Below are 15,824 nucleotides of genomic sequence, written 5' to 3' on the forward strand. Positions count from 1 at the left end.
AATGACCTATCCCCTATTTTTATAAACCTAGTTTTTTGATACAGTTTTAATTCTTTTGATAGAAGAATGTATCAATTAATGTTAAATCATATAGGTTTGGATTAAATATTTGTTCTGTACTTCCTACAAATAAGATTCCACCCTGGTTAAGTGACGTTTTGAAGTTTTGATATATCCGTTCTTTCGCTTTATCCGTAAAATAAATTAAAACATTACGGCAAACGATTAAATCAACATTTTTAGGGTAACAATCCGATAAAAGGTTATGTTTTTTAAAATGAACGGACCTTTTAACTGAGTCATCAATCTTGTATAGTTTGTTTTCCTTCGTGAAATAGTTACGAATCATTTCCTGTGGCAATTCTTTTAATGACTGTTCCAGGTAAATTCCCTTTTTTGCTTGAGACAGGACGTTATCGTCTAAATCAGTTGCTAGAATTCGTACCCTTATATCGGGAAAATACTCTTTAAACATCATCGCAATACTATATGGTTCTTCTCCTGTTGAACAGGCAGCACTCCAGATTGTTAACTGATTAGATTGATTATGTAATTTAGGTATAATGGTGTTTTTAAGGACATCCCACCTTTTGGGATTGCGATAAAATTCTGAAACATTAATGGTAATTCTATCAAGAAATTCATTTATTAATTCTTTATCTTGTACTAATTGATTATAATAACTGTCAAAACTAGTAAATCCACGTTTGGCTCTTAGAGTTGTAATTCGTCGTCTCATTTGTGTCTCTTTATAAAGGCTTAAATCTATGCCTAGTTTACTATGTATTTTACTAATAAATTGATGGTATTCATCTAACACTATAGTAATCCTCCTGCTGTTCAAAAAACCCCCGTCAAATTAACGGAGGTTATTATCTAGTATATCCATTCGCTATCTTGTTTTTCATAAGAGATTAAATCTTCTTTGTTGAAAAACAGATTAATCTCACGTTCTGCACTTTCAGTAGAGTCAGAGCCGTGAATTACATTTTTTCCTACAGTTAGACCATAATCTCCTCTGATTGTACCAGGCGCTGCTTCAGAAGGATTCGTTTTCCCCATCAAGTTTCTTGCGGTATTGATGACGTTTTCACCTTCCCAAACCATCGCAAACACAGGACCAGAAGTGATGAAATCTACTAATTCCCCAAAAAAAGGTTTTTCTTTATGTTCACCATAGTGTTGTTCAGCCGTTTCCTTTGATATTGTCATTAGTTTTGCCCCTGCTAGTTTATATCCTTTCGACTCAAAACGACTAACAATTTTACCAACTAGATTTCGTTGTACCCCATCTGGTTTTACCATTAAAAACGTTTTCTCCATTAATTACACCCCATTTTGTATGTATACTAGTATGACCTACTAAATCTTATCAAATTTATTAGAAAATAACAACAGATTTATAGGAAGATTATTAGAAATATATGTATTACAAAGTGGGTACTAATAGATAGATTGAGATTTCAATTGGTTAACGCAGATTATGTCGTACATTTATGACCTTCTTTTTCCTATATATCTAGCTATATCTTGCAGTGTTCTTTTCGCCCTTCTATTAGGTAACTCATCTAAAGTTCTTAAAGCTTTTTGCAAATACTGGTTGCTCAATGAATAAGACATTTCAATTGATCCTGTATCTTGTAAGGTATTAATTATTTTATTCATCTCTATACCAGATACGGATTCAGGATGTTTAAATAATTTCTCTAGATGTGTTCGAAATGATTGATTTTGAATGGCGTATAAAACCGGAAGTGTAATATTTCCTTGTAGTAAATCATTTCCTGCAGGTTTTCCCAGTTCTTTAGCTGAAGAGGTGAAATCCAGAATATCATCAATAATTTGGTAGGACATGCCGATATAATACCCATATTTATATAGTTTTTTTGCTTCTGCCTTTGTCAACCCAGCTGCAACTGCGCCTAACTGACAACTAGTCGCAATAAGTAAAGCAGTTTTACGCTTTATTCGACGCAGGTAGCTGCGAAGGTTTTGATCCCAGTTGAATTTATCTTTAAACTGTTCAATCTCACCCACACAAACTTCAACAATTGTCTTTGCTAATATATGATGAACGTCCGAATCTTTTAGAGTGGTTATTTCTTCAAGGGCACGTGCTAATATATAATCTCCTGTATACATAGCAACTCTATTACCATAAAGTTTCATAGTTGTTGGCTTACCTCTTCGTAATTCCGCCTCATCAATCACATCATCATGGACTAGGGTTGCCATGTGAATTAATTCTAGGGAAACGGCTACTTTTTTCACCTTCTCTAGGTCAAAGTCTCCTAACCTAGCCGCAAGCAAAACAAATACAGGACGAATTCTTTTCCCTCCAGCATCTAATAATTCTGTTGAAGCACTTCGTAATACAGGATGTTCAGCTTGTATCGTTTGATGTAATGCTGCTTCTATAAAATCTAAATCTTTTTTTAAGTAACCATATGTTTTTGGAAGTTTCATGTGTTTCACCTTTAAATCGCTTGAAGTTACACTGTCTTAAGTATAGAAAGTGTACAGTTATTTTCTTATTTTTTAAAACCCATATGCATTGCTGCTACTCCACCAGTATAACTTTTAACATCTACTTGATAGAAACCAGCTTCTAAAAACATTTTCTTTAGTTTTTTCTTGTTTGGGAATGTTCTGGTTGATTCATTAAGCCACGCATATTCTTGATAGCTTTTAGCGAATATTCTTCCAAACAAAGGCATGATGAAGCGAAAATAGAAGAAATATAATTGTTTAAATCCTATTGCTGTTGGTTGGGACGTCTCCAAGCATACTACTTTACCGCCTGGTTTAACAACTCGATACATTTCTTTCAACACGGTCATGTAATCAGGAACATTGCGCAATCCAAAGCCAATGGTTACGTAATCAAAGGAATTATCCTCAAAAGGGAGTTCCATTGCATTTCCATGAATTAACTCAAGGTTTTCCAACTGAAGCTCTTCTTTTTTCTTTTTGGCGATAGATAACATATTTTGACTAAAATCCAGTCCAACCACTTTTCCATTGTCCCCAACTGCTTCTGAAAGTGAAATAGACCAATCTCCAGTTCCGCAACAAACATCAAGAGCTTTGGTACCTTTTTCTACCTTCACTCGTTTCATAACATCTTTGCGCCAAGCTTTATGTCTTTGGAATGAAATGATGGAATTCATCGAATCATAGTTTTTATATATTTTTTCAAATACATGATGTACACGTTCTTCTTTTGATTGCTCTTGCATAACTTATCCCTCTTCCACAATCGAGGCTTTAGATTGATTTTCTTTATTTAACTTAACGTTTAAATAGTTTTTTAAACTGCCATATTGTTGCGGTAATACATCCAATAATTCATTTAATGTATCGGTTTTCGTTTGGATGATAGAATTAGCGTGGCTGATAAAAGAAGTATAGTTGCTGTTATTATGCAGCCATTTATTTAACAGTGTCGACTCCTTATGATCCTCTATGTTTTGCTTTTCGTTGTAAAGTCTATTGATAATTAACCATTCACCAACAAGCTCATTCAAGGAAGAGTCATTTACATAATCAGCGACATAATAGATGAGTAATGCTTCTATCTTCTTGACTATGTCAATATATTCACCGTTAAAGTTATAATCGAGATAATATAATTTCATTTTGTATTCATTTATTTCTTTTATTGCCGATGCTAATGTACGAATCAAGTCAAATGCATCTATCTCGGATAGCATCAAATAATATAGCCCACTATAATAATCTCCAGCAAGAACACGTAGATGATTTCTTTCTTGTTCTTTATTACTTATATCTGGCTTAAACCAAGTTGGAACTTGTTCATGTGTATCTAAAGCTATCTGCACCAACATTGCTGTAATGACTAATTTTTCTTTCTCTATTTCCGACAAAGAAGGATGGCGTCCTACAAGATTCGCTAAAATCACTAATTTACTCTCATCGATATGTGGCTTCCCCACAATTTGCTCTATGTATTGATGGTTTATTTTATCTTCTATTTGTTTTATCAGATATTGAATATCCATGCCAGATGTAATCAAATAAATCACCTAAAGCCTTTCTCTCTTTAACTGCTCTAGTTATTATAGCATATTTCTGACATGAACCAAATGTTTGTTTTTACATAGATTAAATCTATGTATTTTGGTTTAATCACTCTGATTTAATTTCACCATGTCCTGTTTGAATTAAAGCATTGCCTCTAACTTTCATAGCTGAAGTATGTTCTGTGAATTGAGCGATCATCACTTCTCCCTTATCTAGCTTTTCAGAGTGATGAAAACGTGTGTCCGTCCCCCTGGTTAACCCAATAACATTCACACCATCCTCCAACGCTTTAATAACAAAATAATCTGGATTATATTTTGAATCACTCATACTTACACCTACCTACTTTTATTTTAAGTATACTTTAATAATTATATATTTAATAGAAAACTTAGGCTATCGCCAAACCATTGCACGACAGCCTAAGTTCTACTTATTTTTAACAATTTCTCTTAAACATAGAAATAAAAAGGGCACGTTAATTAACGTACCCTTTGGCCCTATGTATATTATTTAACTACATCTTTAAGGGCTTTACCTGGTTTGAATGCTGGAACCTTACTTGCAGGGATCTCAATTTCTTCACCAGTTTGTGGATTACGACCTTTACGTGCAGAACGTTCACGTACTTCAAAGTTACCAAATCCAATTAATTGTACTTTTTCACCATTTTTAAGTGAATCCATGACAGATTCAAAAACTGCATCTACAGCTTTTGTAGCATCTTTCTTAGAAAGTTCGCTTTTTTCAGCTACTGCATTAATCAAGTCTGTTTTATTCATGACATTCACCTCCTCCCAAGACGTACTATAGAAATCAGAACAAAATAATTAATCTAACATCATTTGTTCACTATTTTGCCTGCTTTTATACGTTATGTCACCTAAAATGATTTTGATGACAAGGCTTATAATAACTGAGATTGCTATAAAATTCAACAATAAGTGTCCAATTCTTTGATAATTATTACCAAAAAAGCCAAATTTTAATTGTACATAGCTTTTTATTAAATTCTTCTGAACTTTATGTTGATTAAGCATATCTGCTGATAAGCCAGCTTTTATACTTTAATATATAAATACGACACTGTAAAGTAATTTCCTTCCAGTGAAGCCATTTTTTTTAAAAAAGTCATTTACAATACCTATTTATCTTAAATTCTATAAAGTCTTAAACATTGATTTGCTCTCAAAAATAATGCGAGCTTTATTTGAACGAAAACACGCTCGGTGTATTTCCTTCGTTAATTTGTGCTGTTCAGACTTAAGTCCCAGCCTCAAGTAGAGACCAAAATAAAAAGCAGCTTTATTAAAAGCTGCTATAAAATAATTGCAATTAAGCTACCGGTTCCTTCGTTAATAATTCTCTCCAAAGTATCTTTTAATTTGTAACGGGCATTTTCAGGCATTAATGAAATCTTGCCTTGTATGCCCTCTCTGACAATGGAGCTTAGTGACCTTCCAAAGATATCCGATTCCCATATAGATAAAGGATCTTCTTCAAAGTCTTGCATTAAGTATCTTACAAGTTCTTCACTTTGCTTCTCTGTCCCAATAATTGGGGAGAATTCTGATTCCACTTCCACTTTTATCATGTGAATGGAAGGTGCAACTGCTTTTAGTCGAACACCGAACCGGGATCCTTGTCTAATTATCTCTGGTTCATCTAAAATCATGTCTTCCAAACTTGGTGCAGCTATGCCGTATCCGGTTTGTTTAACCATTTGCAGTGCTCCTGCAACTTGATCATACTCCCTTTTCGCATGAGAGAAATCCTGCATCAATTCCAATAAATGATCTTTCCCTCTGATCTCTTCACCCACTATTTCCTTCAGTACTTCGTCGTATAAGTAATCTGGTGCGTGTAAATCAATTTCTGCAACACCTTCACCCATTTCCATACCTGCTAGATTTGCTTTTTCGATATAATCATATTCATCGAAATTACCAACAATTTGATCAACATCTCTAAGTCTTTTAATGTCTTTTACTGTAGTTTGAATCGCTTCCTGGTAATTTTCCCTCAACCAATGATTATCCTTAAGTACCATTACCCAACTTGGAAGGTTTACATTTACTTCAAGTACCGGGAATTCATAAAGTGCTTCGCGTAAAACACTGTTCACATCGTGTTCTGACATGGACTCAATATTTATCGCCAAAACAGGAATATCATATTCTTCTGACAGCTCATTTCGAAGCATTTCTGTTTCTTGACTGGATGGCCTTGTCGAATTCACAACCATGATAAATGGTTTTCCAACTTCTTTTAATTCTTCTACAATTTTTGATTCGGCATCAATATAATCTCCACGTGGAATTTCTCCAATTGATCCATCTGTTGTAACTACTACTCCAATAGTAGAATGTTCTTGAATCACCTTTCTAGTTCCAATCTCTGCAGCATCATGAAAAGGGATTGGATCTTCATACCAAGGGGTATTAATCATCCTTGGCCCATTTTCATCTTCAAACCCCTTTGCCCCATCTACTGCATAGCCGACGCAATCTACTAATCGGATGTTTACGTCTAACCCTTCCTCGACATTAACAGAAACTGCTTGGTTCGGAATAAATTTTGGTTCTGTAGTCATAATGGTTTTTCCGGCAGCACTTTGCGGTAATTCATCTTGCGCTCTGTCACGTTCACCTTCATCACCTATGTTAGGTAACACAACCAATTCCATAAATTTCTTTATGAAAGTGGATTTACCTGTACGGACTGCACCGACAATACCTAGATAAATATCTCCGTTGGTCCGCTTTGAAATATCTTTAAAAATATCAATCTTCTCCAAAAGATCCCCTCCCGATCTTGAGTACTTTGATTTCAGATAAACTACGAATAATTGACATTAGTAGTCTATGATGTTGTCCTATCAAAATATGACTTAAATTTCTGGTAAAAGAGTAAAATTTGGATATATGAAAGAAATTAAAAAATAAATATACAAATAAACCCTTGCAACAATATATGTTGCAAGGGAAGGAATATGATATTTAATTAATAAATATTCTTTTCATAAAGTAGGATAGACTTCTTTATATCGTCTTTTTAAGTTTTTCTATTGTAAAAATACTGGCTCTTCATCCTTTATTGTATATGGTAGTGAGTAAGCCGGAACGAATGGAGTATTTTCAGCTAATAGATAACGAATGTCATCTCCTTCTTCAAAAGAGTGACTGAAATCTTCTAATGCACGATTCAAGTCCATTCGATAATCTATATATAAGTTTCCGTCTGTATCCATGATAATAGGCAGTCCCTCTTTAGAATATGGGCTTTCTACGGTCGGTGGGGATTCCAAATCTATTTTCTCATAATCAATTGTATATATTCCTTCTGATATCACTTCACCGAATGGCGGATACAGATACTCATCACGATATGCTTGCAAGCGAATATTTATACTGCGAATTTTTTCAGTAAGTCTTAAATCAATCAGTTTTACTCTAGGATTATCGTCTGGTGTTATTAATACATATTGATATACCCCACCATTTTCGAAAGCATTAGCGGGAACCTCTGAAAGTAGATTACGTTCCTTCAAAGAATTAAAATCAACGATATATTTTTCAAAGATTGGTGTTTCATTTTCCTTTGTTCGAATTGGAACCAGTCCATTGGTCTCATCACGATAATCGTCTACAGCTGCTTGTACAGTTTTTAACTGATCTTCATAGGCTATTTGGTTCTTGGATAATTCACTGTCTGGATATAGACATCCACTTAGTAATAAAACAGTAACAAACACTATAGCATTTTTTAAGTATGTATGATTCACTTTTCGCCCCTCCTCAAATTACTATCTTGTTGGGCCACTCAAAACAACATAAAGAATGATTAAACCACCAAGAACTAAAAATAAGTAAGCTAAGAATGAAATAACTTTACCAAACCATCCCTTCAGTTTATATCTCCCTAGGTATATAAAACCTATTGCTAGAAATAAGAAAATCATACCAGCAAAGGAAATATACATTTTAAGCATAGAAATCGACACAACTCTCACCCCTATTTTATCTTTGCAATCAGTATTATAACACACGATAATTTTTCGACGTATTAAAATGTACTTTCTTGCTTTTATAGTTTAATTCGCGTTTTGTAAAGAGCACAATAAAGAACAAAATCTTTAAACATAATAAAACCGAGATGAAGGGGGCTAGCTTCACCTCGGTTTAGACTAAATAAGATCCATGCAGACTCTATATTTGAATGCTTGTGCGATTTATCTTATGCGTGTAAACAGCTTAATGTATCCTCACTTGCCCATGAATTGCTATTTTTTAAATAATTGATTTAAAGATTGCGCATCTCCTGGCATTTTGTTGTTTACGATGGATTGAACAATATAATCTTCTTTTTCCTTGGGTAGAGGCTTATTAGCCATTTTCGCTAAATGACGAACCAAACTTCGAACGGTTCTTTCGTCGGAAAAGTCTGCGTTTTTTACAGAATCTGCAACTTTATAAATTTCTTCAGGATTTATATTGGAATTTTTTTGTATTTTATCAAACATTCCCTTTTGAAAATTATTCACACTTTTTCCTCCTTGCATTGTGAGTTCAAGATAGTATATGCAAGGAGTATGATTACGTGTTAGTTTGTGTAGCGCTCATACAATAAATGAGCAATATCATCCATTTCTTCTCTTTTGGAACGGCTCATTAACTGTTCTACCACATCTTTTGGTTTTTGATGTTCAAATAAAACTTGGTAAATTCCTGTTGTAATTGGCATTTCTACATTTTCTTCTTCCGCAAATTGATAGGCTGCTTTTACTGTACGAACCCCTTCAACTACCATTCCCATTTCTTCCAGGACTTCATCTAAATTATGTCCTTTTCCTAGAAGATTTCCTGCACGCCAATTTCTGCTGTGTACACTTGTACACGTAACAATTAAATCTCCTACTCCTGATAAACCTAAAAAGCTTAGTGGGTCTGCACCTAATTTTGTTCCTAATCTCGCTATTTCCGCAAGTCCTCTGGTCATAAGAGCAGCTTTCGCATTATCACCATATCCTAAACCGTCTGAGATACCAGCACCAATTGCAATAATGTTTTTTAAGGCACCACCAAGCTCGATTCCTAAAACATCGGTGCTAGTATAGACACGAAATGCCTCATTTATAAATAGCTCCTGAGCAACCTTCGCATTTTCCTTATTCAAGGAGGCAACAGTTACTGTAGTTGGATGTCTTAATGCTACTTCTTCCGCATGACTTGGACCAGATAATACAACAATATCTTCAGCATTATATAATTCCAGTTCTTCTCCTAGCATTTGCGAGACTCTTTTTAATGTGCCGGGTTCGATACCCTTTGAGGCATGAATGATAGGTATTCGAGAATCTAGAATACTATTTAATTGTTGCGATACTTCTCGGATTGCTTTTGTTGGTACGACCATTACAATTGCTTTCACATTTGTGATGGCTTTTGGCAAATCTGAAAATCCCACAATATTTTCCGGTAAATCCACATCAAGGTATCTTTCATTCCGATGTAATTCATTAATTTCTTCAGCCTGTGCTTGTTTATGGGTCCACAGATGTACTTTATTACCATTATCAGCTAAAACGATACTTAAAGCTGTTCCCCAACTTCCTGCTCCTAAGACTGCTATCTTATCCATGATTATTCTCCCCCTTTACCCACGTCTGCGTGCAAATATCTTAATTGGAGTTCCTTCAAAACCAAATGCATCTCTAATTTTATTTTCCAAAAATCGCTGATAAGAAAAATGCATTAATTCTGGATCATTGACAAAAACAACGAAACTAGGTGGTTTAACCGCTACTTGTGTTACATATAATACTTTCAACCTTTTCCCTTTTACAGTTGGGGTTGGATTCATAGCTAGCGCGTCCATAATTACATCATTTAACACATTAGTTGGAACGCGTTTTGCATGATTTTCACTTGCTAAATTAATTGCTGGTATTAACGTGTGTAATCGTTTCTTGGTTTTAGCTGACAAGAATACAATCGGTGCATAGTCAAGAAACTGAAAGTGCGCACGAATTTTCGTCTCAAATTCTTTCATGGCTTTCTCATTGGATTCCACTGTATCCCATTTATTAACTACAATAACCACTGCTCGTCCTGCTTCATGTGCATATCCTGCTATTTTTTTATCTTGTTCTATAATACCTGTTTCTGCATCAATTAAAACTAGCACAACATCTGAATTTTCAATAGCCTTCAATGCACGTAAAACACTGTATTTTTCCGTTGATTCATAAACTTTCCCGCGCTTACGCATTCCTGCTGTATCCGTAATAACATAATCTTGGCCATCTCGATGTAGATGAGTGTCTATAGCATCTCTTGTCGTACCTTCAATTTCACTAACAATCACACGCTCTTCATTAAGAAACGCATTGACAAGTGAAGATTTTCCAACATTTGGCCTACCGATTAAGCTGAAATAAATGGTATCTTCATCTTTTTCCCCATCATTTCTTTCAGGAAAGTAACTCACAACTTTATCTAATAGATCACCTAGTCCAAGACCATGGGACCCAGAAATAGGAAACGGCTCCCCAAAACCTAGGGAATAATATTCGTAGATCGTCTCACGCATTTCCGGATTATCAATCTTATTGACTCCTAGAACAATCGGTTTATTTGATTTATACAAAAGCTTTGTAACTTCTTCGTCAGCAGCGGTAATTCCTTCCTTGCCATTTACTAAAAAGATAATGACATCTGCTTCATTAATTGCTACTTCAGCCTGTTCACGCATTTGAACAAGTAATGGTTCATCACCTAGTTCTATCCCACCTGTATCAATTAAGTTGAATGTATGATTTAACCATTCTGCTTGTGCGTATATACGATCTCTTGTAACTCCTGGGATATCCTCTACAATCGATATCCTTTCCCCAACCAATCTATTAAAAATAGTTGATTTTCCTACATTAGGTCTCCCTACAATTGCTACTACTGATTTCCTCATAAAAAGGGTTCCTTTCTCATTCGCATTCTTTTCTTTAACTTAATATATTCTAGCAAAAGAAGAAAATATTAACAATTATAAGCCATATGTGATGATTATTCTTACGCCGATATTAGAAATATATACGTTTTTAATGTTTTACGATTATAAATAGTTCCTCACTCAAGGCATGGGCAATCCCATCCATAATTGCTTCTAGATTTGCTGCAATTTGTTCTAATTCCTTCTTTGATTCACAAACAAAAATTGGAGCACCTCCAGCAACTTTTTCTTGATTCATCGTAATAACTGCTAATATTGCTTTTTCAAGATTCACTTGTCATGTACCTCCTTGTTGTGAGTCCTTGACTGGGAAGGAAGTCGAATAGCAGATTCAAGTACAGGAACCGCACCAATAACTTCTCTGGCCTTTTCAACGTCTCTAACTTGCGGTAGTACAAATACTCCAATACGACCATCATCCAAATCCCGTTTGATTAGTGGAGTCAATGCTGGTGTACCTGAATCTCGAAAAACTCCTAAAGCTATTGAAACATCATGAAGTATTGCCTGCCGTTGACCGAGGTTAGCCACAGTATTAATTGTGTTCATGTTTTTAGGTGTAAGTACAAACCCCATCCCATATTTCTTAATTTCTTCTTGTCTTTCCGGTAAACCGATATTCATGATATAAATATTATCTACATATAAACCTGCACCTTCAAAATATAATTCTTTATATTCGATATCCACAATATCTTTCAACGTGCTTCCGCTCATCAATACTCTAGAAACAATGACACATATAACTGCTGCAATAACTGCTATATAAGGGTTGGTTAGAATATATACTAACGTTCCGATGAATGCAGTTATAATCACTAAATAGTTTCTGCTTTCAAAAGATATCGCAATTCCTTCGATGTATGTTTTTCCCCTGGATACTAATTCGAAATCATCTACTTCATTTAATGTATTTCGTTCCATATTTCTAACTTCTCTAAACTGTGTAGCTGCAACTGTCAGGATAGTCACAGCTGTATAGTTTTTCTCCATAATTGCAGGAATAATCAATGCACCTAGTGAGGAAGCGATAAACCCTAATGATACATGGATTATTTTACCATGTAAATAGGTTGGATATTGTCTATAATCTGTTTTCAGCATCAATACTCTGGATAAAGTACCAATGATTACGCCAAAAATAATTGGATATGTATACTCGTTCATTTTGCCACCTCTAGTTTTGTCTGTAGTTTTGTATTGTACTTAGAAATTTTTCTTTTCCCTTTATGTAGTATGTCTAAAATTGTTAATAATAAAAGTGCCCATGATAATGTGTCTAGAAAAATCATTTCTCCAATATGTTCATGAAGACCATAACTTGCTAATATAAAACTATAGATGACCTCACCGACTAACATTCCAAGAAGACAGATACCTATTCTGCTATAAAAATCTCTTGATATCAAAGTTACTATACTACCAATAATAATCGAAAAGAGAATAATTCTTGGAGCAATTATCCATATAGGAGATATTTTTTCCCAAAACAAAAGACTTGTGTAACCAACCATGATGGTAAATGATTTGAATAAGTTAAAGATTATCTGCTGCTGTCTCACTAACAATAGAATTGTTCCAAATAGGAGAAGGAATACTGTCATTGCGACCGAATAGCCTCCTATCATTAGCGTAAAAGGAGATACGATAATAGAGAGAAGTATCCAGTAAGCAAGCACCGTCCGAAACTTGCTCTTATTCATCAAAAATGTAATAATTATCCAAAAAATCCAACTAAACCAATAAAAGAAAATTCCAGCCCCCAATGCCATCACCACCATTACTAGTCATTATTGCAGAAATTGACTAAATATATACTTAATGGAGAAGCTATTCTAAGTTAGTTAATACTATCTTTCCAGAACGCTCTTTTCGTATTGTTTGTTACTTTCTGAAGTTGTTTAGTTGATAGAAACTCCTGATATATTTAATTAAGAATACTGCTTAGTCTTCGCTACGGAAAGCAACTGCCCGGAGCGGAAATCAACAAGGCACTACATTTATCTTTAATTAAAGTAATTCGCATTCTATACAAAATGTTGGTAAAGTCATATTAAAGTGAAGTGACCTTTTAAAAAGTGCCTTCCAAAAAAAATAAGCCCTCCCAATAGGAAGGACTTATTTGTTAGAGTCTCTTATTTCTTATATTTATCCAGTTTATCTCCAATTAAATCTCCCAAATGAAAACCAGATTGTTCTTCGTCTTTTTCGTATTGCTTATAATCTTTCTCTTCTTGCTCTTGTTCGAGTTCTTTGATGCTTAAGGAAATACGCTCTTCCTGTTCGTTCACATCTAATACTTTCACATTTATTTTTTGTCCTATTTCCAACACTTCTTGTGGTGTGCCAATATGACGATTAGCAATTTGAGAAATATGTACTAATCCCTCTACACCAGGAAAGATTTCCACAAATGCACCAAAATTAACAAGGCGTTTTACTGTTCCTTCTACCGTATCTCCGCTGGAAATGCGCTCTTGAATATTTGCCCAAGGTCCTGGTAAAGTATTTTTATGAGAAAGGGAGATTCGCTCACTATCTCGATCTACTGACAATATTTCTACTTTAATCTTATCACCTTCTGAGACTATATCAGAAGCTTTTTCTACATGTTCATGAGACAACTGTGAAATGTGCACTAAGCCATCGATTCCACCCAAATCAACAAATGCACCAAAGTTAGTAATACGTTGTACAGTACCTTCCACCACTTGTCCAGGTTCTAACGATTGAAGTAACGCATTTTTCTTCTCATTAGCTTCCGCTTCAACTACGGCACGATGGGAGAGGATAATTCGATTTTGTTCCTTGTCTAAGTCGACAATTTGCACAGTTAAGGTTTTCCCTTGGTATTCACTAAAATCTTCAACAAAAAAGGTCTCTACTAAAGATGCAGGGATAAATCCTCGTAACCCAATATCGACAACCAAGCCACCTTTAACTACTTCTTTTACTGTAGTTTCGAAAACTTCCTTATTTTCATATTTTTCCTCTAGCTCTTTCCAAGCCTTTTCTGCATCAATTGCTTTTTTAGATAAGATTACTTCATCATCTTCAATTTTCTTTACTTTTAATGTTAATGTATCTCCTTCTTCAACCACATCACTCGTTGATTCAACATGTAAGTTAGATAATTCGCTTATTGGCAGGATACCTTCCGTCTTGTAACCAATATCTACTAATACTTGCTTATCATCCAGTTTTACAACGGTTCCTGTAACCGTATCATCAACGTTCAACTCTTTTAATTCTTTGCTCTCTTCACTCATATCCATAGCCTCCTAAATACAGTAACGATAATAAGTCCAGTTTATCGTGTTTGATTACAAACAAGAAAAACCTATTCTTTCTATAACTTCTAATAATTACAATTATTTGTCAAGTAATGTTTATTGATTTTGATAATTTTCTTTCAAATTTTTAATTTCTTGCATGATTGCATCTGCCATCTCTTTTGCCGATGTCTTTTTTGACCGATACTTTTCCATGTTAATTGGTTTTCCATAAATAACGGTAAGTGGTTTAAACTTTTTATATGGGCCAATGATTGCACAGGGTATTACCTCCGCCTCTGACCGTAATGCAAAGAAACCAGCACCAGCTAATGGTTCTCCTATCTCTCCTGTTTTACTTCTGGTGCCTTCAGGAAATAATCCAAGAGTGTTACCTTCTTCGAGTATTTTCAAGCCATTCCTTAATGCATTTCTGTCTGCTAATCCCCGCTTAACTGGGAAAGCATGTATTCTTGTTAATAGGCCGCCTAGGAATTTTTTTTCAAACAATTCCCCTTTTGCCATAAAGTAAATATCTCTCGGAGATGTTATTCCTACAACAGGTGGATCAAAATTTGAAATATGATTAGAGCAGATTAATACTGGTCCTTTATTAGGTATGTTTTCTTTCCCTATTACTTTTATACGATATAATGGATATAAGATAATTAATACAACAAATCTAGCGAATTTATAAAGCATTTTCTATCCCCTTCTCGCCTTATCCTTTTTCAAAAAGTTAGAAACTGCATTTAATATTTGTTGTACAACTTCATTTATCGACAAGGAAGTTGTGTCCACTTCAATTGCGTCCTCAGCTTTAATTAAAGGAGAGGCTTCACGTTTAGAGTCTATTTCATCCCGTGTCTTAATCTCTTCTTTAAGTTCTTCCAAGTTTGAATCAATTCCTCGTCGGATATTTTCTTCATACCTGCGCTTTGCGCGTTCTTCCACACTCGCTATAAGAAAAATTTTCACTTCCGAGTCAGGCAGTACATGTGTGCCTATATCTCTTCCGTCCATTACCACTCCACGGCTTTCTGCCAATGCTTGTTGACGTATAACCATTTCCTTACGCACACTAGCCAGTTTAGCAATAGAAGATACATTGTTTGTAACTTTTTGAGTACGAATTTCTTCTGTAACATCTTCTCCATCTAGAAGAACAATTTGTTTGTTTTCCTTTTGACTCAACTCAATATCAGTATGTAATAATAATTCAAGTATCGCTTTTTCATCATTCAGTTCCACACCATGAGTCAATGCCTTTAAAGTTATTGCACGATACATTGCCCCTGTATCAATATAGATATAGGAGAGTTTTTCTGCGACAATTTTTGCTACGGTGCTTTTTCCAGCTGCAGCAGGACCATCAATAGCAATTGCTATCTTTCTTTCTATCATGTAACTAATTCATTCCTCTCATAATACCAAGTTCTTATTTATTTACTATATATGTTACTCTTTAACATACCTATATTAAATAATAACATACATAGA

19 protein-coding genes are annotated in these 15,824 nt (G+C 34.7%); all 19 read right to left on the reverse strand.

Features of this window, described 5'->3' with window-relative positions; translation table 11 throughout:
• Window positions 1-46 precede the first annotated feature (46 nt).
• A complete protein-coding gene (locus tag D8M06_RS02325; protein WP_121202738.1) occupies window positions 47-820 on the reverse strand; it encodes a CheR family methyltransferase in 774 nt (257 codons plus the stop codon).
• Between the two features lie 56 nt (window positions 821-876).
• Window positions 877-1,323: a nucleoside-diphosphate kinase gene (gene ndk / locus D8M06_RS02330; RefSeq protein WP_121202739.1), complete on the reverse strand. Its 447-nt coding sequence runs from the start codon at window positions 1,321-1,323 to the stop codon at window positions 877-879.
• 171 nt (window positions 1,324-1,494) lie between these two features.
• Window positions 1,495-2,466, reverse strand: a complete 972-nt coding sequence (gene hepT, locus D8M06_RS02335) for a heptaprenyl diphosphate synthase component II (RefSeq protein WP_121202740.1) — start codon at window positions 2,464-2,466, stop codon at window positions 1,495-1,497.
• A 65-nt stretch (window positions 2,467-2,531) separates the two neighbouring features.
• Window positions 2,532-3,239, reverse strand: a complete 708-nt coding sequence (locus D8M06_RS02340; RefSeq protein ID WP_121202741.1) for a demethylmenaquinone methyltransferase — start codon at window positions 3,237-3,239, stop codon at window positions 2,532-2,534.
• 3 nt (window positions 3,240-3,242) lie between these two features.
• Entirely contained in the window at window positions 3,243-4,046 is an 804-nt protein-coding gene (locus D8M06_RS02345) for a heptaprenyl diphosphate synthase component 1 (RefSeq protein ID WP_147404939.1), read from the reverse strand.
• Window positions 4,047-4,149: 103 nt separating this feature from the next.
• On the reverse strand, window positions 4,150-4,374 hold the full coding sequence (gene mtrB, locus D8M06_RS02350; protein WP_121202743.1) for a trp RNA-binding attenuation protein MtrB: 225 nt from the start codon (window positions 4,372-4,374) through the stop codon (window positions 4,150-4,152).
• Between the two features lie 179 nt (window positions 4,375-4,553).
• A complete protein-coding gene (locus D8M06_RS02355; protein ID WP_085992027.1) occupies window positions 4,554-4,826 on the reverse strand; it encodes an HU family DNA-binding protein in 273 nt (90 codons plus the stop codon).
• A 536-nt stretch (window positions 4,827-5,362) separates the two neighbouring features.
• A complete protein-coding gene (gene spoIVA, locus D8M06_RS02360) occupies window positions 5,363-6,841 on the reverse strand; it encodes a stage IV sporulation protein A (protein WP_121202744.1) in 1,479 nt (492 codons plus the stop codon).
• 267 nt (window positions 6,842-7,108) lie between these two features.
• On the reverse strand, window positions 7,109-7,828 hold the full coding sequence (locus D8M06_RS02365) for a hypothetical protein (RefSeq protein WP_121202745.1): 720 nt from the start codon (window positions 7,826-7,828) through the stop codon (window positions 7,109-7,111).
• 21 nt (window positions 7,829-7,849) lie between these two features.
• A complete protein-coding gene (locus D8M06_RS02370; RefSeq protein ID WP_121202746.1) occupies window positions 7,850-8,047 on the reverse strand; it encodes a DUF2768 domain-containing protein in 198 nt (65 codons plus the stop codon).
• 279 nt (window positions 8,048-8,326) lie between these two features.
• A complete protein-coding gene (locus D8M06_RS02375) occupies window positions 8,327-8,587 on the reverse strand; it encodes a stage VI sporulation protein F (RefSeq protein ID WP_121202747.1) in 261 nt (86 codons plus the stop codon).
• 59 nt (window positions 8,588-8,646) lie between these two features.
• On the reverse strand, window positions 8,647-9,684 hold the full coding sequence (locus D8M06_RS02380) for an NAD(P)H-dependent glycerol-3-phosphate dehydrogenase (protein ID WP_121202748.1): 1,038 nt from the start codon (window positions 9,682-9,684) through the stop codon (window positions 8,647-8,649).
• A gap of 15 nt (window positions 9,685-9,699) precedes the next feature.
• Complete coding sequence (gene der, locus D8M06_RS02385) at window positions 9,700-11,010, reverse strand: ribosome biogenesis GTPase Der (RefSeq protein WP_121202749.1); 1,311 nt, start codon at window positions 11,008-11,010, stop codon at window positions 9,700-9,702.
• A gap of 130 nt (window positions 11,011-11,140) precedes the next feature.
• Complete coding sequence (locus D8M06_RS02390) at window positions 11,141-11,326, reverse strand: capping complex subunit for YIEGIA (protein ID WP_121202750.1); 186 nt, start codon at window positions 11,324-11,326, stop codon at window positions 11,141-11,143.
• On the reverse strand, window positions 11,323-12,219 hold the full coding sequence (locus tag D8M06_RS02395) for a YIEGIA family protein (RefSeq protein ID WP_121202751.1): 897 nt from the start codon (window positions 12,217-12,219) through the stop codon (window positions 11,323-11,325). The genes D8M06_RS02390 and D8M06_RS02395 overlap by 4 nt, the downstream gene beginning before the upstream one ends.
• A complete protein-coding gene (locus D8M06_RS02400; RefSeq protein ID WP_421904063.1) occupies window positions 12,216-12,833 on the reverse strand; it encodes a YphA family membrane protein in 618 nt (205 codons plus the stop codon). The genes D8M06_RS02395 and D8M06_RS02400 overlap by 4 nt, the downstream gene beginning before the upstream one ends.
• Before the next feature lie 354 nt (window positions 12,834-13,187).
• The gene (rpsA, locus tag D8M06_RS02405) at window positions 13,188-14,321 is read right to left on the reverse strand and encodes a 30S ribosomal protein S1 (protein ID WP_121202753.1); all 1,134 of its coding nucleotides are present in this window, start codon (window positions 14,319-14,321) and stop codon (window positions 13,188-13,190) included.
• Between the two features lie 120 nt (window positions 14,322-14,441).
• Window positions 14,442-15,026, reverse strand: a complete 585-nt coding sequence (locus tag D8M06_RS02410; RefSeq protein ID WP_121202754.1) for a lysophospholipid acyltransferase family protein — start codon at window positions 15,024-15,026, stop codon at window positions 14,442-14,444.
• Between the two features lie 3 nt (window positions 15,027-15,029).
• The gene (cmk, locus tag D8M06_RS02415) at window positions 15,030-15,725 is read right to left on the reverse strand and encodes a (d)CMP kinase (protein WP_170150257.1); all 696 of its coding nucleotides are present in this window, start codon (window positions 15,723-15,725) and stop codon (window positions 15,030-15,032) included.
• Window positions 15,726-15,824: the final 99 nt, after the last annotated feature.

This window comes from Oceanobacillus halophilus (assembly GCF_003628505.1).
Classification (GTDB): domain Bacteria; phylum Bacillota; class Bacilli; order Bacillales; family Amphibacillaceae; genus Oceanobacillus; species Oceanobacillus halophilus.

Excerpts from the sequence above, each read along its gene's own strand:
- ndk (WP_121202739.1), bottom strand. The coding sequence starts at position 1,323 with ATGGAGAAAACGTTTTTAATGGTAAAACCAGATGGGGTACAACGAAAT.
- hepT (WP_121202740.1), bottom strand. The coding sequence starts at position 2,466 with ATGAAACTTCCAAAAACATATGGTTACTTAAAAAAAGATTTAGATTTT.
- D8M06_RS02340 (WP_121202741.1), bottom strand. The coding sequence starts at position 3,239 with ATGCAAGAGCAATCAAAAGAAGAACGTGTACATCATGTATTTGAAAAA.
- mtrB (WP_121202743.1), bottom strand. The coding sequence starts at position 4,374 with ATGAGTGATTCAAAATATAATCCAGATTATTTTGTTATTAAAGCGTTG.
- D8M06_RS02355 (WP_085992027.1), bottom strand. The coding sequence starts at position 4,826 with ATGAATAAAACAGACTTGATTAATGCAGTAGCTGAAAAAAGCGAACTT.
- D8M06_RS02380 (WP_121202748.1), bottom strand. The coding sequence starts at position 9,684 with ATGGATAAGATAGCAGTCTTAGGAGCAGGAAGTTGGGGAACAGCTTTA.
- der (WP_121202749.1), bottom strand. The coding sequence starts at position 11,010 with ATGAGGAAATCAGTAGTAGCAATTGTAGGGAGACCTAATGTAGGAAAA.
- D8M06_RS02395 (WP_121202751.1), bottom strand. The coding sequence starts at position 12,219 with ATGAACGAGTATACATATCCAATTATTTTTGGCGTAATCATTGGTACT.
- D8M06_RS02400 (WP_421904063.1), bottom strand. The coding sequence starts at position 12,833 with ATGGTGGTGATGGCATTGGGGGCTGGAATTTTCTTTTATTGGTTTAGT.
- rpsA (WP_121202753.1), bottom strand. The coding sequence starts at position 14,321 with ATGAGTGAAGAGAGCAAAGAATTAAAAGAGTTGAACGTTGATGATACG.
- D8M06_RS02410 (WP_121202754.1), bottom strand. The coding sequence starts at position 15,026 with ATGCTTTATAAATTCGCTAGATTTGTTGTATTAATTATCTTATATCCA.